Raw genomic sequence first — 22,187 nt, 5'->3', positions numbered from 1 at the left:
ATGACTCTTTGAGTTTGCTTACACCGCGCGGCGCATTTTTTCGACTTTATAAGTTTTTTGTTCGACTGGCGGTTTGACCAGTTTGACGACCGCGAAAGTGCAGTTGTCGCCATGGCCGTGGGCCCGTTCTCTGGCTTTGCGGATTAATAGTTCTGAGGCTTGACGTGGACTATTCGCGGCGACCGCGGCGGACAACTCGGCATCGGTAAAATAATGCCACAAACCATCCGAGCACAATAGAAACGAATCGCCAACTTTTAATCCGCTGTGAGAGCCAAAGCTGATGTAAGGCGCTGTCGTGGTGGAGCCGAGCACATTGACAAGGATATTCGACATGCGGTGGGTCTTGGCTTCTTCCTGGGTGATTTTTCCTTCGTCCACTAGTCTTTCAACGTAGGAGTGGTCTTTGGTGTGTTCGATAAAATTTGGTCCGCTGAACCGGTACAAGCGCGAGTCGCCAGCGTAAGCCCAGATGGCTTCTTGGTTGGGCGTGATGATCAGTGCGACGAAGGTGCTATGCGGTTCTTTTTCTGCCGATACGCCGGCCAGTTTGATGATGGTGTGTGCTTCATTGACGATCGCTTCGAGCAGAGTTTTGACATCCATCTCAGGGAAGAAATCATTGAACAGCGTCTTGGCGGTGCGAACAACTTGTTCGGCGGCCAAGGCACCGCCGCTTTTGCCGCCCATACCATCCGCCACCACCGCCATCATATAACCGGGGGCGTTGGGGGCTGCAAAAAGTGCAACTCTATCTTGTTGTTCAGTGCGATCGCCAAGGTGTTGTGCGGTGCCTGCTTCGATCTTATATTGGCTCATACGTCTTGGTAGATTAAACTAGCGGTGTATTCCAACTAATTACATTATTAAAAATTAATTCATTTTACCTCCAACCGGGCCACTATGACTCATCCAGAAGAAATACAACAGCGTATCATTGAGCTGGAAGTCGAGCATCGCGACCTCGATGTGGTGATTGCAAGCTTAATCGACGATCTAAATCACGACGAATTACAGTTGCGCCGCCTGAAAAAGCGGAAATTACAGCTAAAAGACCATATAACATTATTAAAAATGCAAATGATGCCCGATGTGCCAGCATAAATAGTGCATTTTCGCGAATTATCCATATTTACATTTTTTACGCCTATTACATCTAGTTGCATTTGATTGCCTGCCTATTTTGACTGAACTTGACCAAAAACCGAATGCCAACACCGTTCCAGCCACGCCTGGAGTGCATGATGAAGAAGTCGAACGCATATTTGGATTGAGCGGTGCCCTGAGCGCCTCCATCAAAGGCTACCGGCCACGCGAGGCGCAAACCGAGATGGCTAAGGCGATTGCCGCTGCGATTGCAGGGCAGAGCACTTTGCTAGCGGAAGCTGGTACCGGCACCGGCAAGACCTATGCCTATCTGACTCCGGCCTTGTTGTGGGGCGGTAAAGTGATCATCTCTACCGGTACCAAGAACTTGCAAGACCAATTGTTTTTGCATGATATTCCTACCATCAAAAAAGTCTTGAAAGCACCGGTCTCGGTGGCCTTGTTGAAAGGGCGCGCCAATTATTTATGCCATTTTCATTTAGAGCGCACTTTGCAAAACGGGCGCTTAACGTCGCGTGAAGACGTCGGTTACCTGCGTGATATTTCGCGCTTCATGAAAACCACCAGTACCGGCGACAAGGCCGAGCTGGCAAGAGTGCCTGAGACGGCCCCGGTGTGGAATCTGGTGACCTCCACCAAAGACACTTGCATGGGATCCGAGTGCCAGTATTATCAGGATTGTTTTGTCATGAAGGCGCGCAAAGAGGCCCAGCAAGCCGATGTGGTGGTGGTCAATCACCATTTGTTTTTTGCTGACCTAGCACTCAAAGACACCGGCATCGCCGAATTACTGCCGTCCGCCAACACCGTGATCTTTGATGAGGCGCATCAATTGCCGGACACCGCCACTTTGTTTTTTGGTGAAACCGTTTCTACTTCGCAGATCCTCGAACTCAGTCGCGATGTTTTGGCTGAGGGTTTGTCGCATGCACGCGATGGCGCCGAGTGGGCTAATTTGGTGGCGCCAGTAGAGCGCGCGGCACGTGATTTACGCCTGACGTTTCCGCAAGATAGTATCCGTTTGTCGATACTGCAAATCGCGCCATCCAGCCCATTTTTTCCGGCGCTGGAAACCCTCAAAGACACGATGGATGCGATGATCGCAGTGCTTGAGAAGCAAGCTGAACGCGCTGAGACGCTAGAGCTATGCCGGGTCAGGGCGATTGCGCTGGCGACCCAGTTACATGACTGGCGCGAGCTCGACGTATCCAAGAAAGACTCGGCAGGCAAGCCTGAATGTGTATTGTGGGTGGAAGCTTATTCGACCTCGCTGCAATTGCATAAAACACCCTTGTCGATTGCGCCTATTTTTAATAAGCAGCGCGAAGGCGTGCCGCGCACCTGGATTTTTACTTCTGCCACGATGGCGGTTAAAAATGATTTTACCCATTACGTGTCGCAAATGGGTTTGTGGGATGAGCCAGCTAAGACCTGGCCGAGTCCGTTTAATTATCAAGAGCAGGGCTTGCTGTATGTGCCTAGCGGCATGCCCTTACCGAATTCGCGTGAATACATGGATGCGGTAGTGGACGCTGCCTTACCTGTGATAGAGGCCGCTGGTGGTCGCACATTTTTATTGTGCACCACGATTAAGGCGGTCAAACATAGTGCCGAACGTCTGCGTGAAGAATTTCAAAAACGTGATTTAGCTTTTCCTCTGTTCGTGCAAGGCGATGCTGGGCGTACCGAATTACTCGAGCGCTTTCGGGCTGCCGGCAATGGCGTGCTGATCGGTAGTCAAAGTTTTTGGGAGGGGGTCGATGTGCGTGGTGATGCGCTGTCTCTGGTGATCATTGATAAATTGCCGTTTGCACCGCCCGACGATCCGGTACTGGCGGCGCGTATCGAGGCGATGGAAAAGAAGGGGCTAAACGGTTTCGTGCATCATCAGCTCCCCGAGGCCATCATCAATCTCAAGCAGGGTGCAGGGCGCTTGATACGCGACGAGACCGACAAAGGGGTCTTGATGATTTGTGATCCGCGTTTAATTTCTAAGCCGTATGGCAAACGTATCTGGCAAAGTTTGCCAGCATTTACCAGATCCCGTGAGTTAGCGCCGGTGCTGGCATTTTTTGCTGAACTAAAACTTGCACGGTCTGGCCAATTCCCTCTTGAATAGGCATACTGGGGTAGGTATTTTTTATTTACGCACGAATGGTATGCGCAAATGGCTGTATTTTTAAGGAAAATAGGGGAGTATCTGTTTTTGTAGTTCTTACTTCTGGTGCTCGTAATTTTTTATGACGTTCAAACCAAGTGCTCACTATAAAAAAAGCCCACCGATTTCGCGGTGGGCTTTTTTATTTTATGGACTCAAGTTCAGGCAATAAAATTACCAGATTGAGACGCGCTCTTGTGGTGCCAGATACATCTTGTCGCCTTCTTTGACACCGTAGGACTCGTAGAAGCCTGGCATATTTCTGAGGGTGCCATTGGCGCGGATTTCGCCAGGGGAGTGCGGATCAGTTTTCAGACGGACGATCATGGTGGCATCGCGCATCTTGCCGCGCCATACTTGGGCAAAACCCATGAAGAAGCGTTGATCGCCAGTCAGACCGGCGATCACTGGAGCTGGCTTGCCGCCTAAAGACAATTTATACGCCTTGTAAGCAATCGCCAGACCGGAGTTGTCGGCGATGTTCTCACCCAAAGTTAATTCGCCGTTGACGGTGTAGCCAGGTAAAGGACTAAAGGCACCGTATTGCTTGACCAGCGCCGCAGTTTTTACGGCGAATTTTTCGTGATCTTCTTTGGTCCACCAATCGCGCAGATTACCTTTTTCATCGTATTGCGCGCCCTGATCGTCAAAGCCATGGCTGATTTCATGGCCGATGACAGCGCCGATGCCGCCGTAGTTGACCGCATCGTCGGCTTTGGCATCAAAGAACGGTGCTTGCAAAATCGCCGCAGGGAACACGATTTCGTTCATCTCAGGATTGTAATAAGCATTCACCGTCTGTGGCGTCATGCCCCATTCTTCTCTATCAATAGGCTTGCCCAATTTATTCAATTCGACCTGGCTGGCGAATTTGCGCGCATTGCGCAGATTGCCGACGGTGTCGCCCTTGTTGATATTCAGAGCCGAATAGTCTTTCCATTTGTTTGGATAACCTATCTTAGGCATGAAGGTCGACAGTTTAGTCTGTGCTTCTTTTTTGGTCTCTGGGCTCATCCAGTCGAGCGTGTCTATGCTTTGCTTGTAGGCCAGCAAAAGATTGCCAACCAACTTTTCCATCTTCTCTTTGTTTTGCGCCGGGAAATGCTTGGCAACATACATCTTGCCCAGGCTCTCGCCTAAGCTAGAGTCTGCCAGGCGCACGCCGCGCTTCCAGCGTGGTTCTTGGACTGGAGTGCCTTGCAAAGTCGTGTTGAAGAAAGCGAAGTGCTCATCGCTATACGCTTTTGGTAACTGGCTGGCGCTCGCACTGAGCAAATTCCATTTGAAATAGGCTTTCCAGGTATCGAGCGAAGTCTCTTGCAAGACTTTATTGAAGCCAGTCAGGTAACTAGGCTGGCTCACTATCAAAGATTCGATTTTATTTTGTACGCCCAAGGTGCTCAAATAGGCATTCCAGTCAAAGCCTGGGGTTAAGGCATCGAGTTTAGTCAATTCAATCTTGTTGTAAGCCTTGATAGGGTCGCGCAATTCGACCTTGCTCCATTGTACTTTGGCCAGTTCTGTTTCCAATGCCAGGATGGCGGCAGCGGTTTGGGCGGCATTTTTGTCGCCCGCCATGCTCAGCATTTTTTCTATATGTGCCAGATACTTGGCACGGGTGTCTTTCAGCTTGGCGTCTTCATTGTTGAGGTAGTAATCGCGATCAGGCATGCCCAAACCAGATTGGCCTACATCGAGTACGTATTTGGTCGAATCTTTATTGTCTTGATGGACAACGATATCAAACGGCGCGCCTACGCTAATAAAATTGAGATACGCGATAAAAGCAGGGATTTGTTTCTTGTCTTTGAGTGCCGCGACTTTGGCGAAATCGGCGTCCAGAGGCTTGAGCCCCAAAGCTTCGATTTTGGCAGTATCCATATAACTGGCATACAGGTCGGCGATTTTTTGCGCATCAGAACCATGCTTGGCATGTTGCTTAGTCAGACCTACTATCAGGGTTTGCAGTTGCGGGACGGTGGCTTCGCGCAAATCATAAAAGGCACCAGAAGAGGATCTGTCCTCTGGAATTTTTTCGTTTTTCAGCCAGGTGCCGTTGACGTGACGATAAAAATCATCTTGCGGCTTGACGCTAAGGTCGTTGTGCTTACTTTCTATCCCAGACAATAAAACAGAGGGCGCCGATGCGGTCATTGTTTTGGCGGGTTCTGCTGCATAGACGCTGGTAGCGCCGGCAAACATAAGCGCGATAGCGCTGAAAACGGTAGCTTTCACTCAAAATCTCCTGATGGTTGAATTGCGGTCTTACTTTTTCGTTTGAATTTTTGTAAATTCTTACGATTTATCGGTTTTTTCCGGGCACTATCTTTGAACTTTAAGATGGCTTAAGCACTTGCTTGATTGCTTAAGCCACAATAGACCATGATTCTGCCTAAGAGTTCGCCAGTTTTGTCTGGTTTTAGGAAAAATATTTAAAATGTGCGCAGCCGATTTGGGACGGGGTTTTAGTCGGGCTAAAATGCGGTGGTGCGAGCAATGTTGGTGCTATGCGGTGTGCTCTCCGGTCTGTCCTCTAATCTGCTCTCTAAGGTCCGCTCTGTTACAATACGGGTCTCGTTCAAAATAGCGAAGACGTCATTCATATGGCGTTCGGCGCTATTTTTCTCTCAGCTAATTTAGCCACACAAGATACGTATTATGAAAATTACACAAAATACCGCAGTTACGCTCAATTACACCATGTTCAATATGGATGGTGAAGTGATTGATAAAAACCACGAACCTATCGTATATCTGCACGGTGGTTACGACAATATTTTGCCTGCTGTCGAAGCGGCACTGGAAGACAAGACCGTCGGTGAGACTGTCATGGTCACCATGGCACCAGATGAAGCCTTTGGTGAATTTGATGCAGAACTCTTGCGTGAAGAAGAGATCGGCCTGTTTCCACCGGATATAGAAGTCGGTTTGATGTTCGAAACGCGCGATCCAGAGACTGAAGAGACTTTCCAGTTTCGCGTGACAGCAATTGATTCTGGCCGTGTTACGGTAGACGGCAATCATCCTTTGGCTGGTATGAGCATACGCTTCGAAGCAACTGTGCTCGATGTACGCGCTGCGACAGAAGAAGAAGTTGCGCACGGCCACGTACATGGCGAGCACGGGCACGACCACTAGTTTTAAGCGCGTTTAATTCGCATGGCGGCGGCTTATGTTGCGACTAAGGATGTGGCTGCCGCCCGAGCGTATTTGGCACTAAATTCCCCCAGGTACTCCTAGGGGTATATGTACAGATGCCACATGGATATTGTGCGAAACGCCTGATTTTTTGACATACTCCCTGCAAATGCAGAGCGCGATGAAATTTTGTGCGGGTGCTTGCTGGCGCACTTTAAAGGTGTGCTGATGGCGCCGCTCAATATCCAGGGGCGCTAGGAATTTATATTCGCTAGCTCAAGGACTACAGTTTGAACTTGCCTCTTTAGTTGCGCTGTTTAGTCGCGCTGTTCAGTCTGCTATTTTTGAGATTTTTTAGTTTCATCGGCCCACTGTTCGTGACATTTGAACTGAGGCAATGAGGCGCAACATGCAGCCCAACGACTGCAGCTCAACGACGAGTGTCCATGAAAGACTACTACCACATACTCGACATTGCCGTTACCGCGACTTTGCCCGAGGTTAAGAAGGCGTTTAGGCTGAAGGCGGCCGAGTTTCATCCGGATCGAAATGCCTCCGAGCTCGCTCCGGAGAAATTCCATGCAGTCAAGCAAGCTTATGACGTCTTGTCGGATGATGCAGCACGTGCTGCTTATGATGAGAATCGACGTCGTAATTTGCTAGAGTCACCGCTAGACACCGCCACCGAGATTTGGGCGAATTATTTATCAGGAGTATTGAAGTGAAATTTTCACGATTTTTTGAAGATTTAATCTCGGTGTATAACGCCGAGTTAGATGATCTGCGTACCGACTCTGAAGGTAAAGACATCTTAAGAGGACGCTTAATCGAAAAGCGCGAGCAACTGCCTTTCTTATTACCCATGATGGCAAGTAATCCTGAAATGCTGGCCGTGGCTTTTCACACCGGTTTTCGCTTCATGAATCCTCTGGTGATGGAGTCCTTGGCATCGAAAGAAGCAAATAAGCATCCGACTTGGGCTGAGTTGTCCAAGACTGTCAAGCTCGAGCCTTGGGCGGAAAAGCTCAGCGAAATCGTCTTGAAGGACGCCGATGGCGCGGCCTTCATGGTGACTGCGGCGTGTCTCGAGTATCTCAATAAGAGCAAGCAATCGCGCCAGTCCAGCCCATCGACCAGTGCCGATGAGGATGATAGCGATGAGCAGAACGAGGATGGCAGCGAGGATTTGAAAGAGCATGGCGACTTGGATGGCAATTACGGCCGCCACGGACGCGATGACGGTGATGACGGTGATGATTATGACTTGGGCGAGGCCGGCTCAGATTGGCTCGCCGAACAAGGTTTTGACCGTAAAGATTAAGGAGATAGTATGAATGTACCCGCACTAATACAAGCGCAAAGTTTGATCATGGCTGGCGACATCGCTGGCGCCGAATTTGCATTGGCCAATTTGGCCGAAACCGAAGGTGACAAGGCCTTGGTGGCAGCTTTGGATCAATTTCCAGCTAAGGATTTGTTGGCGATTATTCGCGAATATGATGCATCGAAAGAGTCGCTGGTTAATCTGCTGGTGACACCCGAACAATTCGCTCAAGCCGTGGTGCTGGAAAAACGCTACGGTGATTTGACGCATGAGCAATTGCGCGGCATGATCAACTCGGTTATTTTCCGCGAGGGCGCTGATCCTGCCGAATTTTTATATGAAATCGCCGAGGTTGAAGGCGGCTACGATGCGCTTGTCGATTACCTGCTGGATAGAACCCAGATGGTCGAGCATTTTTACCGCTATGCGACCTTCGATTTGTATGAATACGGTGACGAATCCAAGACTCAAGCCATCGATGACGATTTATTGAATCTGACGCGAGAAACTGAATCGCGAGCTTCCGATATGGACATGGCCAACGTGGTAGATCACGATTGGATGGAAGTGACTTATCTGTTGCGCTATGAACTGCCGGAAATATTCCGTGAAGTCTTGATGAAATTACGCTCTCGTTATCGCGCTTACCAAGCCAGTTTGGCGCAGGAAGAGCTCGATGAATTGGTCGGTGTGGCAGAGCCTATGCCGAAAAATACTGACGATGGCAAAGATGATGACGAAGAGTCGGCTCTTTAAGTAGGCAGACTTCATGCAAGGCGTTTGGATTTTTGCTGTGTTCGGCTGGCCTTTGCAGTTTTGCGGAAGTCTTGAAATTATTAGGAATTGACGCCAAAAATCATTGGCGTCATTTTGTTTCGCCTCCCTTTACCTTTGATTGCCTTTGCGCCTATGTCCGTATCTAATTTTGATATCGCTATTCTTGATAATCGTCCTTTCTTTGAGTCTGCCTTAGTGCACGGGCTTGCTCATGGCATCATCGATAGCGAAAAAATAGCCGCAATTAAAACCGAGGCGCCAAAAGGCATGGTGCAGATCGCAGCTGCTTTTGGGAGTAAATATTTACGACCAGAGATAGAGGCTGCGCGTAAACGCATCGTCAATCTGGCGAGCCTGTATTTGCTGGAGACATCGAACGGTGATTTGGATATTGCTGCAAAAATCATTCGTGATAATAGCTTCCTGAGCTTGTCGCGCGGTGGCTCTACTTTATTGAAAACCCTGTTTGCCATGCCAGAAATCGCCATGTTCGGCAGGGAAGAAAAAGGCAGCGTAGAAGACTTCTTGGAGTTTTGGTCGCTCAAAGAAAAAACCACTGATTACCGTAGTGCATTGGCGCAAAGAAAAATAAATGCACTAGAAATTGAGGCTGGATTCTGGTTTGGGGAGGAATTGGACTTGTCGGCCAGCCTGCTGCAGGAGGATGAAGCCGAGGCGGTCGCGGTGATTCGTTCTGCGATGCTGATACGCTACATCGGTCTCAAGGATATTTCTATCTTAAATCAAATTGAATTTGCTGGCTTGCTCGATACGCTGCGCGTCAAAGCCGCAAAGCTCAAGCCCGGTGCGCGACAGCGCGCAAAATTGGCGGCCATCCACGATGAGATTCCGGTCGAGTATCAAGCAATCGCCGAGCGCGTTTTGCAAGAGATCATCACGCAAGATATGCCCAAGATTGCCGATGCGTCTCTCTCATTAGATCGATTGGTGTATGAGCTAAAAGAGCGTTACTACATTCGGGATCACGAAGTTGAAGATACTTCGGATTATGACGCGCTGGTCTCAAAAGAGTGGTCGCGTTTGACTAAGGGTAAAACCGATATCGATTCTTTGCTGACCTTGTTTCTTTGCATCACAGCCGGCATCCCCCCTAAGACCAGTTTGCCAGAAAAAACCGCTAAGAGCTTGCTCAAAAAAATACGCGCCTCTGGTATGCAAGCTGAGCTGGCGATAGACTGGATCAAAGCTGCAGCACCGCATGAGAAGCAAGAAGGGTTGCTGCAAGATTGGTCGGACTTTGTTGAAGAGTCGCAGGCCTACTTAATGGATGATTGGGATACGACGTATAGTGGCGCACTGCGTTTCCTGAGCGAGAATTGCCATATCGAGAAGCCACGCAAGGCCTAATTACAGGCCGCGGCTAAGCATGCTACTCGCTTGCTAAGTGGTGGGCTTAGCCGTATATTGAGAGCAAAATACCTCATAGCGTGGTTAACAATGGTGCGCTCTTCCATACTCTTGTTCTGTCTTTCGAGTGCGATGTATCTCGATGCCCATGCATTTGAGGTCGTAAGGGCGTGTGGCGGTGATAGTAACTGGCCGCCTATGTCGTATGTGCTTGCGCCATCTAAAACGGTTGAGGGCCTTTCTGCTGAGATACTACGCACGGTTTTGACGCCTGAGCCAGTCATCTCTTTGCGCCCTTGGGCGCGTTGCTTGGCGGAGGTGAGGGCGCGGGAAGGCTATGATGTCGTGATGTCGGCGTTCAAGACGCCAGAACGAGAGGCGCAGTTTGTATTCTCTCGTAGTTATCATAGCTTAACGCCCGCTTATTTATTTTCTACTGAACACTTTAAAGCTCCACCATTAAAATCACTCGCCGACTTAGAAAAATTTAAAGTCTGTGCTTTGCACGGCGCCTCTATTTTTTACACCAAACTGGCACCTGCACAGATAGAAAGCGGGGCCACCAGTTATCTTAGTCTGATACGTAAAATTGATCGAGGGCACTGCGATATCGTGGTCGATATGCGCGAGGTGTTTCTGGGCTTTGCCAAGTTGGGCTTACTGCCATTTACGGCAAACACCTATCAAATTTTGCCTTTGCCGGAAACTGAAAAATACTCTTTGCACTACGGCGTGAGTAAGCAGCATCCGCAAGCGCTTCAACTAATAGAGCGTATTGATAAAGGACTCAATGAAATGCACCGCACCGGAAAACTCAATACCCTGATCGATAAATATCAGGTGCAATAAAAAAGACGCCTTAGCGTCTTTTTTATTCTGCGTGAACAGCAAAAATTATTGAATTTTTGCTTTCTTCATCAGGGCTTGCTGATAAGTCTGCAATTTTTGTTGTTGCAAACCTTCAGTGATTTGTTGCTTCACTTCTTCCTGAGTAGGGAATTTTGCAGTTCTTACGTCATCCAATTTGATGATGTGAAAACCAAATTCTGTTTTAACAGGCGTTTCAGTGAACTGACCTTTTTGCAACGCAACTAAAGCATCTGCAAATGGTTTTGTGTAGGTTGCTGGTGAGGCCCAATCGAGATCGCCACCTTTAGATGCAGATCCTGTATCTTTGGATTGCTTCGCCAACTCGTCAAATTTTGCGCCACCTTTTAGTTTTGAGATGATGGCTTTAGCATCGTCTTCTTTTTCAACCAAAATGTGGTAGGCGTGATACTCCTTGTCGCCAGCTTGCGCTTTTGCTTTATTGTATTCAGCCGTGATATCTGCATCAGATACAGGGTTTTTACCCACGTATTCGCGCATCAGGGCTTGAATAAGGATTTGCTGACGCGCTACTTCTAGCTGAGTCTTTACTTCGGAATTGGCAGCAACACCGGTTTTTTCGGCTTCTTGCAACAATACTTCCATGCCTATCAGGCGATCTTTGATCTGAGCGCGTAACTGAGGCGTGTCTTGTTGACCTTGTGCCTTAGCTTGTTTGAGTATCAGTTCCACCTTACTGGATGGAATTGCCTTGCCATTAACCGTGGCGATATTTTGCGCCATGGCCGGGATTGCGGTTGCGAGAAGTACTACCAGCAAATGAGCAGGTTTAAAAGTCATTATCTGTTCCTAAAATAACAAAGTAAGTAAAAACAAAATGGTTAGGTCGGCATCTCTGAAGGCGCCAGCGCAACGATTACAAGTGCATGAATTTCTGAGTGCATCATATCGCCAACGGCATCATACACTAGTCGATGTCGGGAAATACGATTTAAGCCTTCAAATTTTTCTGAAACTATTCTTAAACTAAAATGCCCGGCGCCAGAGGCTGCGCCAGCGTGTCCGGCATGCGCAGCCGAGTCATCATCAAGTAGACAGCTCACGGGCTGAAAAGTTTCAATCAGACGCGCCTGAATACGCTCAAAACGCGTATTCATACCGGCTCCTCTATGTATTTCGAAAGGAAAATACTCTGTACGACGATAAATGCGGGCAAGGTAGCGATCGAATAAAGTTTGTAACTAACCCAGGTACTGGTAGGAAAGTTAAATGCCACATACAGATTCACCAGGGCCATGACCACGAAGTAAAGCACCCACATCAGGCTTAGTTTGGCCCAGATCGGATCGGGCATGCTGAGTTGAGATCCCATGGCAGCTTTTAAGAGGTTTTTCTTGAAAATAAACTGCCCTATTAGAAAGGAACTCGCATAGCAAGCATAAATGACAGTGGGCTTCCATTTGATAAAAGTTTCGCTATGGAAGTAAATTGTTGCGCTACCAAAGACGCTGATAATGATGAATGAAATCCATAGCATGGCATCGACTTTTTTCTTTTTAAGTAAAAGAAATGAGATCTGGGTAATTGACGCGATGATGGTGACTGCAGTGGCCAGCAATATTGGAGATTGCTCTGCATTCGGCGCTCCACCGGAGACAAAACTGCCGAGGAATTGAGTCGCTAATTGTTGCGCTAATTCGCTATGGCTTTCGCCCCATTTATAGGTGATGAAAAATAGAATTACTGGAAATACGTCAAACAAAAATTTCATAATGTTTCTTTTGGTTCAAATTTTAATGATGCAGAATTAATGCAATAACGGATGCCAGTTGGCGCTGGCCCATCAGGGAAGCTATGCCCTAGATGAGCGTCACAGATATTACACAAAATCTCGGTGCGCGTCATGTTATGCGAGCGATCAACTTTCTCTGTTACGTAGTCAGGATTGAGGGCGCGGAAATAGCTAGGCCAACCACATCCAGAATCAAATTTTGCATCGGATTCGAATAGTGGTGTATTGCAACACACGCAAATATAGGTACCTACTGCATGGTGGTCCCAAAATTTTCCGGTAAATGGCGCTTCGGTCGCGGCGTGTCGAGTGACTTCATACTCCATGGGCGAGAGCAGGCTGCGCCATTCTGAGTCGGATTTCTCTAATTTTTTCATGACTTTATATTTTTAAGATGGAAGCAAGCTGTGCAAACTTTACTGTAGCACTTTGTTTAAATAAGTTATCGCATTACCTAGCATTGAACTCATCAGTGAATTTCAGTCTGAATAGGGGAGTGCGCATGTGTTGAGCGTTGCAGGGCTTTGAATATGCCACTATTTTGACAGAATCAGGACGACTCTGTCGGAATACTCTATTTCTCATTAAGGCAAAAATGTCTCAAAGAGAAATAGAGTGGTATCTATGCATAAAGCTATGCGGTAAGCCTTTCGGTGACCCTACATCCATCGAGTAAAAATGAAAGGCTGATGACTAGGACTAACTCTCCCTCAGCTGATCTGGCGGTACCCGTAATACCCGGTGTCGTAAGGCAAGTCAGAGGTTTGATTACCAAGTCTGCAGTGCCATCTACCGCATCGACCGAAAGAATATATGGGTTAGGGGCTGCAATCACGATGCCTACCCGTTCCGTACTCTTTTCATAGCCTAGTACTCTCCCCAAAGAGCGCACTGGCAAAGGCCGTCCTAAATCACGCAATACCGGATGACCGCCAACGCTTTCAAAGGTTTCTGGCAATTCAACAACGCGTTGTACGGTAGACATAGGCAATGCTAGTGATGCACCATCGGTGCGTACCAGCATGGTTGGGATAATCGATAACTCAATTGGTAAGCGAATTAGGAAGGTGGTGCCAGATCCCAATTTAGAAGAAATGCGTATGCCACCACGATGTCTTTCGACCGCCGTTTTCACCACGTCCATACCGACGCCACGTCCAGACACGCTAGAGGCCACTTCTTTGGTTGAGAAGCCTGGTAGGAAAACTAGTTGAAACGCCTCGTCATCGGAATGTGCTTCGTGCGTGCTGATTAAGCCTTTGGCGATCGCTTTGTCGCGCAAACGACTTGCATCCATACCTTTGCCATCATCACTCACCTCTATCATGACGCTGCTTGCTTCTTGCCACGCCTTCAAAGAAATCGTGGCGCGCAGAGACTTATTGCTCTGAGCACGTTCTTCCGATGTTTCTATCCCATGATCAAGTGCGTTACGCAGCATGTGGACCAGCGGATCGTAAAGGCTGTCCACTACGACACGATCGACTTCAGTTTCAGCGCCAGAGATGTTGAGATCGACATCCTTGCCCAAATCTTTGGCTAATTCACGTATCAATCTAGGGAACTTCTGAAAAAGCCTCCCGACTGGTTGCATGCGCGTAGCAAGTGTCGCTCTTTGCAATTCTGTGGAGTACCTAGATGCACGTGTAAGTGTTTCGGTGAGTGCCGACATCAGAGGCGCAGCTTCGCCATCGAATTTAAACTGCAAGAGTTTTTCGAGTAAAACCGCCGCCTGATTTGCAGCCTGCACCGATTCTCCGGCTACTTCAAGTAAAACATCGAGTTTTATCGCGTCGATGCGTATGCTTTCCTCTTTAATAGGCGCATTTTGTTTTACTTCATTGCTAGCTAGCGAAGTTTTGACGGCCTCATGTTCGTCCTTGCGGGTAGGTACTGAGGCTTGCTGCTCCGGTAGAGTACCTTCTGGAACTACCGCACGGTAATAAGCTTCCCAATTAACCTCGTCGCTTCCAGTTTGTGGTGGCGTGGAGTCGTTCGCTGAACTTGTGGCCTCAGGCGCTTTAATCACTTGAGCAGCCGGTTTTTTGCTGCTTGTTTTGCCTTCAATGGCGTCATTAAGCAGTTGTTCCAGCGATTTCGGCATAGTCGAAAGCTGACTTGGGTCGGTGCCGTTTGATAGGGCAGTCAGTTGATCGGCAACAAAGCCACTGGCCTCCAGTGCCGCTTCGATCGCGATCGGCGTCACTGGAGATTGTCCAGTTCTGAGTGCGTCAAACAAATTCTCAGTGAGGTGGCAGGCTGACACCATTGCCGTTAGATTCATGAAGCCTGCGCCACCCTTGATGGTGTGGAAAGACCTGAACACCGCATTTAAGGTGTTCATATCCCCTGGATTGCGCTCCAGTGAGAGCAGGTGTTCTTCTACGTTTATCGCCAAGTCAAGTGCCTCAACGACAAATTCTTTGAGCATATCTTCCATTAGAAGCCCAGACTATCAAGTAGGTTGTCTACATCGTCCTGCTCTAGTGCAGCATTGGGAACCGACGGCCCTTCCATCAACTCAATTGCTTTTTCTTTTAATTCTAAAGGTGCGTTATCCAATAATATCTGGAATAACTCGCGTTCTACAGCAGTCGTAATAGCCAGCACTTTTTTTATTAGTTGGCCGGTCAAATCTTGAAAATCCTGCGCCATCATAATTTCCAGCAAGCGTGCTTTTTCCGCGTCTGTCGAAGCAATGACGGTATTTGTAAAGGTTTTTGAATCGGTCGCCAATACTTTAAAGTCCGCAACACTCATATTTCCTGAAAATAGGCTATCCCAGCGGCTGTTGATATCTTTGGCATGTTTTGCTAAGACATCTTGTTCCGGCATACCTAAGTCGGTCGCGTTGAGTACCGTGTTTGCCGCTTTTTCTGTCAGCGTTGCAACGTATTCCAAGCGTCCCTGAGCATCCGATATTTGCGATGCGACTTCTGACAAAGATCTATCATAGCCCAGCTCACGCATAGACTCGTGCATCATTCTAACGAGTCCGCCCAGACGATCAAACATCGGTTTCCCAGATTGATCTTCTGTGCTATGGAACAAAGCTTTGCTTGGAGTTGAATCTTCGATAGCACTTGTATCAGTTTGTGTGGGCGCCGGAGCTGAGTTTGGTGTCTCAACACGTTGATTTGCCATTTCTTCAAACAACGCGTCTAGATCATCTGCTGAATCGGTCATAGTCCGTTAACCTCCGTAATCACTGTGTTTGTTCTTGTAACTCACCGAGTGAGTCTTTGATGGGTATAAATGTAATTGTGATTAATTTAAGCTTGGCAGTATCAAACAAATACATTTCAATTCTTCCCGCTTATTTCTTTCTTATATGACTTTTATCATACTACAGGACTTGAATGATACAAGCATAACGCTCAGCAATAAATTTTGTCACTCATTTATTTCTACTTTGTATATTTAATTTCACTTAATGCAAAACATAACTTAATTTGGAACGAGTGTCGAAATAAATTTTTCAGGTGTCAGTATTGAATAGGATGCTGATAATTGAATTTTTCTAGCTAACTTTAAAAGTGCCTTGTCTTTGGTGATTAGTGCCTTTGCGTTCGTGTCGCGGGCGATTTCTAAAAATTTCTGATCATCTTTATCGCTGCAGCGTGGCAAGATTATGGATTTTTCGGGGGGGGCCACAATCTTGATCAGGGTATCGAACATGTCGATAATGTTTTTTTTTGTTTCGATTTTAATCGGCAGATGTGGATATTCCAATACAGCTAACCATTCGCTATGGCAATCCGCGCGTGTTACTGCTTCGATATTTCCATTTTTAAGGCCTTCTAATAAATGCAACCAGCGCGTGTCATTAAATACAAAAAGGTCAAGGCAAACATTTGTGTCAATTACAACTAAGATCGGTGTCATTATTTTTTATAGATGCGATTTATGGTTCAAATGGCTAACGAGGTAAAATTGCTAGTTGCCTCAGTTTTTTAAAGCCATTTTTTTAACTTCAGATTTTAGTAAAAAATACCATGCTTATTGTTTTATCTCCAGCGAAAAGTCTCAATTTTGAAACCAGTCACCACAATAAAAAAGTTTCCATCCCTCAATTTTTGGATGACGCTTCCGAATTAATTCATGTCGCAAGGAATCTAACATCGCTACAACTTCAATCGATGATGACGATTTCTCCTATCCTTGCGCAGTTAAATGTGGATCGATTCTCTAACTGGGATCGGCAGCATAGTAGCCTCAATTCGAAGCCGGCAGTATATGCTTTTGATGGCGATGTGTACGAAGGCTTGGACGTGAATAGTCTTGAAAGTAAAGATCTCAATTATTTGCAAGAGCACGTCAATATTTTATCTGGCTTATACGGTGTTTTGCGACCGTTTGATCTGATGCAAGCATATCGCTTGGAGATGGGCAGTCGACTAGAAAATCTACGTGGTCGAAATTTGTATGCTTTCTGGGGGGCGAAAGTGACTGAGAGCCTCAATGATAAATTAAAGAATCAGCAAAGCAAAACGCTGATCAACTTGGCATCAGAGGAATACTTTAAGGTAGTAAAACCTGCATTGTTGAAGGCCACATGCATCACGCCAATTTTTCAAGATTACAAAAATGGAAAATATAAAATTATCTCTTTCTATGTGAAGAGAGCGCGTGGTTTGATGGCGCGTTATTGCGCCCAAAATAATCTTGTGCAGGCAGATCAAATAAAGGGATTTGACTCAGAAGGCTATGCCTATTGCCAAGAAGAGTCAGACTCTGGACGCTGGGTTTTTCGGCGCAAGCTTGCAGACTAGCTTGCGATTCGAATAAGTAATATATTTGTCCGCACTAGCGATAGCGCGCTTGATCTGGTTGGTATTTACCGCAAGATCAAGCACGTTGTTTTAAGCACGGTGCTTTTGATGTGCGTGTTTAAACTACCAGAAACGCCACCAAGTACTCTTGACTCGTGCTTTTCCACTCAAGAAACTGCTTTCAGGAAAGTTTTTTGCGAGGACACGATTCGCGTCGTCACGTAGGTCAGGCATTCCCATGGCGTCATAGGACTTGACCAAAATAAACAATGCTTCCTCAACCGCTGGCGCATCTGGATACTCTTTGACCGCAGATTGTGCTCTATTTGCGGCGGCTAAATAACCTGCTCTGCGCAGATAATATTTTGCAACATGGACGTCATATTGTGCCAATGCATTCACTAAATATTTCATGCGCAAAATCGCATCGGGAGTATAGATGCTATCGGGAAACTGAATTGCAAGTTGTTTAAATGCGTCAAAAGAGTCTCGGGACGCCTTCGGATCGCGTTCTGTTATATCTTGATTCGAAATAAAATTTAAAAATCCGACCTGATCATTAAAGCTAATCATGCCACGCAAGTAATACATGTAATCAACGTTCGCATGATTTGGATGTAGCTTGATAAAGCGCTCGACTGCCGCCAATGCTAAGGCTTGATCACCTTGTTTGTAGTGCGCATAGGCAATTTCCATCTGCGCTTGCTGGGCGTAAGGGCCAAATGGGAAGCGAGATTCCAGTCTTTCAAAGTACTGTACCGCTTTTTCGTAAGCACCATTACCTAGTTCTTCCTTGGCTTCAGCGTATAATTTTGCAGCTGACCATGTTTTGCTCTCATCAACCTTATCACCAAAGGCGCCGCAACCCGAAAGCGCCAAGGCGAAGATGAGACCCAACAATTTTATAGATTTAATTTGCATATTTTTTTGCGTGTGCATGAGAACAATTTACGGATTATAGCCGATGGCAAATAATGTGATACCAACTGAAGCAATCATTTTGTCAAACTCTACGTTTGATGACACTAATAATGGACAAGAAGAAGTCGATGATGTATTTCCTCAAGCTGAGGCAATCGAATTAAAAATGCGCTCTGAAGTATGCGGCGAACGCTTGGACAAGGTGTTATCTAAACTAGTTCCGCAATATTCAAGAAGTCGCATTCAACAATGGATAGAAGCTGGTTTTGTTACTGTTGATGGGCAGACTGCTCGTATTAAATTAACTTTGTTGGGAGATGAATTGATCGTTATTCATCCTCAGCCAGCACCAGACGAACGTGCTTATGTTGCTGAAGAGTTAACTTTGAATATTGTCTATGAAGACGATTCTATCCTGGTGATCAATAAGCCGGCTGGACTAGTGGTACATCCGGGAGCGGGCAATTGGTCAGGGACTTTATTAAATGGCTTGCTGTTTCATCGTCCTCATTTAGCGAACGTGCCTCGCGCTGGAATTGTGCATCGTTTGGATAAAGATACCTCTGGACTAATGGTGGTCGCGAAGACGCTTATCGCGCAAACGGAGTTGGTGCGTCAATTACATGCCCGCACGGTTAAGCGTGAATATGCGGCACTAGTGTGGGGTACTCCGAATCAATCGGGTACGGTAGATGCCGCGATGGCGCGACATAATCGGGATCGATTAAAAATGGCGGTTTCCGAAAGTCTCATTGCAAAGCCAGCTATCACTCACTATCAACGTATAGCATCTGGACTGTTGGAACGATACCCTGTGAGTTTGATTGCCTGTCAGTTGGAGACTGGACGAACCCATCAAATTCGGGTTCACATGCAATCTCTGAGTTTTCCATTGGTTGGCGATACTCTCTACGGCAAGCAACACCTTGCGCAATTTTTTCATCGCCAAGCCTTGCAGGCCCGACGTTTAGGTTTAATTCATCCTGAAACGGGTGAGCACATACAGTGGGAAGTGCCTCTTGCTGACGACTTTCTAGAGTTATTGCAGCAAGCGGGGATAACGCTGCCATGACCGTAAAGCGGATCAGGCGTGTCTCGCAAGCAGATTTTTCTGTGATTGGTCCTGATTGCGGCTGGTTTCCTAAAAACGTGCACGCATTCACCACAACTCGAAAAGGCGGTGTCAGTGTATTTCCTTACGATGATGGCAAGGGCGGTGGTGGTTTAAATTTGGGGGAGCATGTGGGTGACGATCTGAATGCGGTGCGTCGCAATAAAGATGCGCTTAATCAATGTTTACCCTCAAATATCACGTTATTGTCACAAAAGCATGGTATTGTTGCATGTGATGCTGCTATTGCCTTGGAGGGCTGTGAGGCGGACGCAAGTTTCACTTCTCAAAGTTCAATTGTGTGTGCCATTTTGACTGCAGATTGTCTGCCCGTCTTGTTTAGTGATACACGAGGAGCTGTTGTTGCAGCGGCACATGCTGGTTGGCGTGGTTTGGCGGCTGGAGTGTTGCAAAACACGGTAAAGAAAATGCGCGAAGCGGGCGCAGAAGAGATTGTTGCCTGGTTAGGTCCCGCGATCGGCCCCACTCGGTTTGAGGTTGGGCAAGATGTGTTTGATGCTTTTTCTCGCTTGCATGTGCGCGCTGGGGACTATTTTCTTGCTCAGCAGGTGACTGGACGAAGTGGTGGTAAATATTTGGCAAATATTTACGGGTTAGCAAAATGTATATTGTCAACGGTAGATGTAAATAGTGTTGCTGGTGGTGAACATTGCACAGTAAGCGAGTCAGATAATTTTTATTCGTATCGTCGAGATGGCGTAACAGGGCGGATGGCCAGTGTGATTTGGATGGATGGGCCTTAATTTCGCGGATTGGCATCAGTTTCTATTGGCTTCAATTCCTCGTCAGGTTGCCCCGTCAAACTTTGCTGACTTGGCATAGATTTTGGTGATTGTTTTTTAAATGCGCTGCGCAGTAGATATAAAAATAATGACAAAGGCAACACACAATAAAATATAAACGTCATAATTCCAGCGACGATAGATGGTTCCGTCGCTGACATTAAAAGTACAACGTAAATCCAGGCAATTGCGATAATATAAATAAACATAAATCCTAGAACTTAAATTGTTAAGCAAAACCAATTCGCAACGATACGCGAAAAATAGGAGGCCCGCATGAAGACTTATGATCCTCAAGCTATGTACTCCGAATGGACGTCACAGCTTTCAAATCAGAATAATTGGCAAGAATGGATGATGCCAGCTAAGGCATTTCTCGAAATGCCTATGCGTACTATGCTAAAGGACTTAGGTGCAGAATTGGATACTGCCACCCTGAGTAAATTGCAGAGTGATTATTTACAAGAGTTTGGTGGTTTGTGGCAAAATTTTCTTAGTTCTAGCCCTCCCGTGTTTGATGATAAACGCTTTTCTTCATCGGAGTGGCATAGCCAGTCTACGCATTCGTATACGGTTTCTTCCTATTTGCTGAATGCGCGTTTTCTGATGTCCATGGCAGATGCGGTCGATGCACCTGAGAAAGTAAGACAAAAAATCCGTTTTGCTGTTCAGCAAATGATAGACGCCATGTCTCCAGCGAATTTTTTGGTGAGTAACCCGGAAGCCCAGCTTAAGCTGATTGAAAGTAAAGGCGAGAGCTTAGTTAAGGGGATTTCCCTGATGCTTGCAGATATGCAAAAAGGGCGCATATCGCAAACTGATGAAAGCGCTTTTCAAATCGGCAAGAACGTTGCGACAACAGCCGGTACCGTGGTTTTTGAGAATAAGTTATTTCAAATCATTCAGTATTCGCCACTGACGACCAGCGTGCATCAGCGCCCGCTGTTAATGGTTCCCCCCTGCATAAATAAATTCTATATTCTTGACTTGCAACCGGAAAATTCAGTAGTGCGTTATGCCATTGAGCAAGGACATACGGTGTTTTTGGTTTCTTGGGCCAATCCTGATGAATCTATGTCTGATGTGACATGGAGCGACTATATCGAAGACGGTGCAATTAAGGCTATTCACGTCGTTCAAAAGATCTCTAAGCAAGAAAAAATCAATGCCTTCGGTTTTTGCGTCGGTGGTACGATTATCTCTACCGCCTTAGCAATTTTGGGCTCACGTGGCGAAAATCCGATCAGCAGTCTCACTTTATTGACCACACTATTGGATTTTTCTGATACGGGCATATTGGATGTCTTTATTGACGAGGAGCAGGTTGCAAAACGGGAAAGCAGCATAGGCGCTGGTGGCTTACTTCCTGGGCGCGAGCTTGCGAGTACTTTCTCTAGTTTGCGTGCGAATGATTTGGTTTGGAATTACGTACAGAAAAATTATTTAAAGGGCGAGGCACCGCCACCGTTTGATTTGCTGTATTGGAATGCCGATAGCACGAATCTTCCCGGGCCTATGTTTTGCTGGTATTTGCGCAATGCTTATCTGGAGGATAGTCTTAAAATTCCAAATAAACTCAGGGTTGCTGGTGAGCTGTTGGACCTGGGTAAAATCGATGCACCGGTTTTTATTTATGGATCTAGAGAGGATCATATTGTTCCTTGGCAAGCGGCTTTTGCGTCCACTTTCTTGCTTAATCCTAAGCGAAAAAATCGCAATCGCTTTATTCTTGGAGCTTCTGGCCATATTGCCGGTGTAGTAAATCCGCCGGCCAAGAAAAAAAGAAGTTATTGGATGAATGCGGAAATCTGTACTGAATCAGAAAAATGGATGGCTGGAGCGACCGAATATGCTGGTAGTTGGTGGCCAGAATGGGCAAGTTTTTTGGCGGAACATGCTGGTAAGTTGATTAAAGCGCCTACAAAAGCGGGGAGCGCAAGTTATCCGCCTATCGAGGCTGCACCAGGACGGTATGTCGCGGTAAGAGCAGAGTAGTGCCGCAATCTATGCGGTAGCAGTGCAAAGTAAGTCGGGACGTTAGTTAGTAAGTGAATGTGGATAAATCAAATACAAAACTTGGAGAGTACG

At 46.8% G+C, this 22,187-nt stretch carries 23 protein-coding genes; 12 read left to right on the top strand and 11 right to left on the bottom strand.

What is annotated here, in order from left to right:
• Positions 1-18: 18 nt before the first annotated feature.
• A complete protein-coding gene (locus tag EJN92_RS00315) occupies positions 19-819 on the bottom strand; it encodes a PP2C family protein-serine/threonine phosphatase (RefSeq protein WP_126126009.1) in 801 nt (266 codons plus the stop codon).
• An 84-nt stretch (positions 820-903) separates the two neighbouring features.
• Here EJN92_RS00315 and EJN92_RS00310 point away from each other — a divergent pair, with 84 nt between their 5' ends.
• Together EJN92_RS00310 and EJN92_RS00305 are read left to right on the top strand one after the other, a co-directional pair.
• The gene (locus tag EJN92_RS00310) at positions 904-1,104 is read left to right on the top strand and encodes a YdcH family protein (RefSeq protein WP_126126008.1); all 201 of its coding nucleotides are present in this window, start codon (positions 904-906) and stop codon (positions 1,102-1,104) included.
• Between the two features lie 79 nt (positions 1,105-1,183).
• Entirely contained in the window at positions 1,184-3,226 is a 2,043-nt protein-coding gene (locus tag EJN92_RS00305) for an ATP-dependent DNA helicase (protein ID WP_227869633.1), read from the top strand.
• Positions 3,227-3,439: 213 nt separating this feature from the next.
• On the opposite strand, the gene EJN92_RS00300 is transcribed toward EJN92_RS00305, so the two are convergent.
• Positions 3,440-5,467 (bottom strand): M13 family metallopeptidase, encoded by a 2,028-nt coding sequence (locus EJN92_RS00300; RefSeq protein WP_194074977.1) that lies wholly within the window; start codon positions 5,465-5,467, stop codon positions 3,440-3,442.
• A 456-nt stretch (positions 5,468-5,923) separates the two neighbouring features.
• Between EJN92_RS00300 and EJN92_RS00295 the strand changes: the two genes are divergently transcribed.
• The 6 genes from EJN92_RS00295 (at position 5,924) to EJN92_RS00270 (ending at position 10,721) form a co-directional block, all read left to right on the top strand.
• Positions 5,924-6,403 carry an FKBP-type peptidyl-prolyl cis-trans isomerase gene (locus EJN92_RS00295; protein WP_126126005.1) on the top strand — a complete coding sequence of 160 codons (480 nt, stop codon included), beginning with the start codon at positions 5,924-5,926 and terminating at the stop codon, positions 6,401-6,403.
• A 446-nt stretch (positions 6,404-6,849) separates the two neighbouring features.
• A complete protein-coding gene (locus tag EJN92_RS00290) occupies positions 6,850-7,128 on the top strand; it encodes a DnaJ domain-containing protein (RefSeq protein ID WP_126126004.1) in 279 nt (92 codons plus the stop codon).
• Entirely contained in the window at positions 7,125-7,724 is a 600-nt protein-coding gene (locus tag EJN92_RS00285) for a hypothetical protein (RefSeq protein WP_126126003.1), read from the top strand. The genes EJN92_RS00290 and EJN92_RS00285 overlap by 4 nt, the downstream gene beginning before the upstream one ends.
• Before the next feature lie 9 nt (positions 7,725-7,733).
• A complete protein-coding gene (locus EJN92_RS00280; RefSeq protein WP_126126002.1) occupies positions 7,734-8,483 on the top strand; it encodes a hypothetical protein in 750 nt (249 codons plus the stop codon).
• Positions 8,484-8,636: 153 nt separating this feature from the next.
• On the top strand, positions 8,637-9,872 hold the full coding sequence (locus EJN92_RS00275) for a hypothetical protein (protein ID WP_126126001.1): 1,236 nt from the start codon (positions 8,637-8,639) through the stop codon (positions 9,870-9,872).
• A 90-nt stretch (positions 9,873-9,962) separates the two neighbouring features.
• Positions 9,963-10,721: a substrate-binding periplasmic protein gene (locus EJN92_RS00270; protein WP_126126000.1), complete on the top strand. Its 759-nt coding sequence runs from the start codon at positions 9,963-9,965 to the stop codon at positions 10,719-10,721.
• 45 nt (positions 10,722-10,766) lie between these two features.
• Here EJN92_RS00270 and EJN92_RS00265 read toward each other — a convergent pair whose 3' ends face one another.
• The 7 genes from EJN92_RS00265 to EJN92_RS00235 form a co-directional block, all read right to left on the bottom strand.
• A complete protein-coding gene (locus EJN92_RS00265; RefSeq protein WP_126125999.1) occupies positions 10,767-11,540 on the bottom strand; it encodes a peptidylprolyl isomerase in 774 nt (257 codons plus the stop codon).
• A 41-nt stretch (positions 11,541-11,581) separates the two neighbouring features.
• Positions 11,582-11,857, bottom strand: a complete 276-nt coding sequence (locus EJN92_RS00260; RefSeq protein WP_126125998.1) for a BolA family protein — start codon at positions 11,855-11,857, stop codon at positions 11,582-11,584.
• Positions 11,854-12,471 (bottom strand): septation protein A, encoded by a 618-nt coding sequence (locus tag EJN92_RS00255; RefSeq protein ID WP_126125997.1) that lies wholly within the window; start codon positions 12,469-12,471, stop codon positions 11,854-11,856. Before EJN92_RS00255 ends, EJN92_RS00260 begins: the two co-directional genes overlap by 4 nt.
• Positions 12,468-12,869, bottom strand: a complete 402-nt coding sequence (gene msrB, locus EJN92_RS00250; protein WP_126125996.1) for a peptide-methionine (R)-S-oxide reductase MsrB — start codon at positions 12,867-12,869, stop codon at positions 12,468-12,470. The genes EJN92_RS00255 and msrB overlap by 4 nt, the downstream gene beginning before the upstream one ends.
• Before the next feature lie 257 nt (positions 12,870-13,126).
• Positions 13,127-14,932, bottom strand: a complete 1,806-nt coding sequence (locus EJN92_RS00245) for a chemotaxis protein CheA (RefSeq protein WP_126125995.1) — start codon at positions 14,930-14,932, stop codon at positions 13,127-13,129.
• Positions 14,932-15,678: a protein phosphatase CheZ gene (locus tag EJN92_RS00240; protein WP_126125994.1), complete on the bottom strand. Its 747-nt coding sequence runs from the start codon at positions 15,676-15,678 to the stop codon at positions 14,932-14,934. The genes EJN92_RS00245 and EJN92_RS00240 overlap by 1 nt, the downstream gene beginning before the upstream one ends.
• Positions 15,679-15,939: 261 nt before the next feature.
• Positions 15,940-16,377 (bottom strand): putative toxin-antitoxin system toxin component, PIN family, encoded by a 438-nt coding sequence (locus tag EJN92_RS00235; RefSeq protein ID WP_126125993.1) that lies wholly within the window; start codon positions 16,375-16,377, stop codon positions 15,940-15,942.
• A gap of 110 nt (positions 16,378-16,487) precedes the next feature.
• Between EJN92_RS00235 and yaaA the strand changes: the two genes are divergently transcribed.
• Positions 16,488-17,264 (top strand): peroxide stress protein YaaA, encoded by a 777-nt coding sequence (yaaA, locus tag EJN92_RS00230; protein ID WP_126125992.1) that lies wholly within the window; start codon positions 16,488-16,490, stop codon positions 17,262-17,264.
• 123 nt (positions 17,265-17,387) lie between these two features.
• Here yaaA and EJN92_RS00225 read toward each other — a convergent pair whose 3' ends face one another.
• Positions 17,388-18,185: an outer membrane protein assembly factor BamD gene (locus EJN92_RS00225; RefSeq protein WP_126129681.1), complete on the bottom strand. Its 798-nt coding sequence runs from the start codon at positions 18,183-18,185 to the stop codon at positions 17,388-17,390.
• Between the two features lie 43 nt (positions 18,186-18,228).
• Here EJN92_RS00225 and EJN92_RS00220 point away from each other — a divergent pair, with 43 nt between their 5' ends.
• On the top strand, positions 18,229-19,257 hold the full coding sequence (locus EJN92_RS00220) for an RluA family pseudouridine synthase (RefSeq protein WP_126125991.1): 1,029 nt from the start codon (positions 18,229-18,231) through the stop codon (positions 19,255-19,257).
• Entirely contained in the window at positions 19,254-20,060 is an 807-nt protein-coding gene (pgeF, locus tag EJN92_RS00215; protein ID WP_126125990.1) for a peptidoglycan editing factor PgeF, read from the top strand. The genes EJN92_RS00220 and pgeF overlap by 4 nt, the downstream gene beginning before the upstream one ends.
• Here the strand turns inward: pgeF and EJN92_RS22110 are convergent.
• Entirely contained in the window at positions 20,057-20,302 is a 246-nt protein-coding gene (locus EJN92_RS22110; RefSeq protein WP_407701565.1) for a hypothetical protein, read from the bottom strand. The genes pgeF and EJN92_RS22110 overlap by 4 nt on opposite strands.
• 73 nt (positions 20,303-20,375) lie before the next feature.
• On the opposite strand from EJN92_RS22110, the gene phaC reads away from it, so the two are divergent.
• Entirely contained in the window at positions 20,376-22,094 is a 1,719-nt protein-coding gene (gene phaC, locus EJN92_RS00205; RefSeq protein WP_126125988.1) for a class I poly(R)-hydroxyalkanoic acid synthase, read from the top strand.
• Positions 22,095-22,187 lie beyond the last annotated feature (93 nt).

The organism is Undibacterium parvum, assembly GCF_003955735.1.
Taxonomy (GTDB): Bacteria; Pseudomonadota; Gammaproteobacteria; order Burkholderiales; family Burkholderiaceae_D; genus Undibacterium; species Undibacterium parvum.
This window is presented reverse-complemented; position numbering and strand designations above follow the sequence as displayed.

What these genes read in the sequence shown, in the direction of transcription:
- EJN92_RS00235 (WP_126125993.1), bottom strand. Translation starts at nt 16,377, where the DNA reads ATGACACCGATCTTAGTTGTAATTGACACAAATGTTTGCCTTGACCTT.
- EJN92_RS00225 (WP_126129681.1), bottom strand. Translation starts at nt 18,185, where the DNA reads ATGCAAATTAAATCTATAAAATTGTTGGGTCTCATCTTCGCCTTGGCG.
- EJN92_RS00270 (WP_126126000.1), top strand. Translation starts at nt 9,963, where the DNA reads ATGGTGCGCTCTTCCATACTCTTGTTCTGTCTTTCGAGTGCGATGTAT.
- phaC (WP_126125988.1), top strand. Translation starts at nt 20,376, where the DNA reads ATGAAGACTTATGATCCTCAAGCTATGTACTCCGAATGGACGTCACAG.
- EJN92_RS00255 (WP_126125997.1), bottom strand. Translation starts at nt 12,471, where the DNA reads ATGAAATTTTTGTTTGACGTATTTCCAGTAATTCTATTTTTCATCACC.
- msrB (WP_126125996.1), bottom strand. Translation starts at nt 12,869, where the DNA reads ATGAAAAAATTAGAGAAATCCGACTCAGAATGGCGCAGCCTGCTCTCG.
- EJN92_RS00310 (WP_126126008.1), top strand. Translation starts at nt 904, where the DNA reads ATGACTCATCCAGAAGAAATACAACAGCGTATCATTGAGCTGGAAGTC.
- EJN92_RS00260 (WP_126125998.1), bottom strand. Translation starts at nt 11,857, where the DNA reads ATGAATACGCGTTTTGAGCGTATTCAGGCGCGTCTGATTGAAACTTTT.
- EJN92_RS00315 (WP_126126009.1), bottom strand. Translation starts at nt 819, where the DNA reads ATGAGCCAATATAAGATCGAAGCAGGCACCGCACAACACCTTGGCGAT.
- EJN92_RS00300 (WP_194074977.1), bottom strand. Translation starts at nt 5,467, where the DNA reads ATGTTTGCCGGCGCTACCAGCGTCTATGCAGCAGAACCCGCCAAAACA.
- EJN92_RS00245 (WP_126125995.1), bottom strand. Translation starts at nt 14,932, where the DNA reads ATGGAAGATATGCTCAAAGAATTTGTCGTTGAGGCACTTGACTTGGCG.
- pgeF (WP_126125990.1), top strand. Translation starts at nt 19,254, where the DNA reads ATGACCGTAAAGCGGATCAGGCGTGTCTCGCAAGCAGATTTTTCTGTG.
- EJN92_RS00220 (WP_126125991.1), top strand. Translation starts at nt 18,229, where the DNA reads ATGGCAAATAATGTGATACCAACTGAAGCAATCATTTTGTCAAACTCT.
- EJN92_RS00265 (WP_126125999.1), bottom strand. Translation starts at nt 11,540, where the DNA reads ATGACTTTTAAACCTGCTCATTTGCTGGTAGTACTTCTCGCAACCGCA.
- EJN92_RS00280 (WP_126126002.1), top strand. Translation starts at nt 7,734, where the DNA reads ATGAATGTACCCGCACTAATACAAGCGCAAAGTTTGATCATGGCTGGC.
- EJN92_RS00290 (WP_126126004.1), top strand. Translation starts at nt 6,850, where the DNA reads ATGAAAGACTACTACCACATACTCGACATTGCCGTTACCGCGACTTTG.
- EJN92_RS00275 (WP_126126001.1), top strand. Translation starts at nt 8,637, where the DNA reads ATGTCCGTATCTAATTTTGATATCGCTATTCTTGATAATCGTCCTTTC.
- EJN92_RS00295 (WP_126126005.1), top strand. Translation starts at nt 5,924, where the DNA reads ATGAAAATTACACAAAATACCGCAGTTACGCTCAATTACACCATGTTC.
- EJN92_RS00240 (WP_126125994.1), bottom strand. Translation starts at nt 15,678, where the DNA reads ATGACCGATTCAGCAGATGATCTAGACGCGTTGTTTGAAGAAATGGCA.
- yaaA (WP_126125992.1), top strand. Translation starts at nt 16,488, where the DNA reads ATGCTTATTGTTTTATCTCCAGCGAAAAGTCTCAATTTTGAAACCAGT.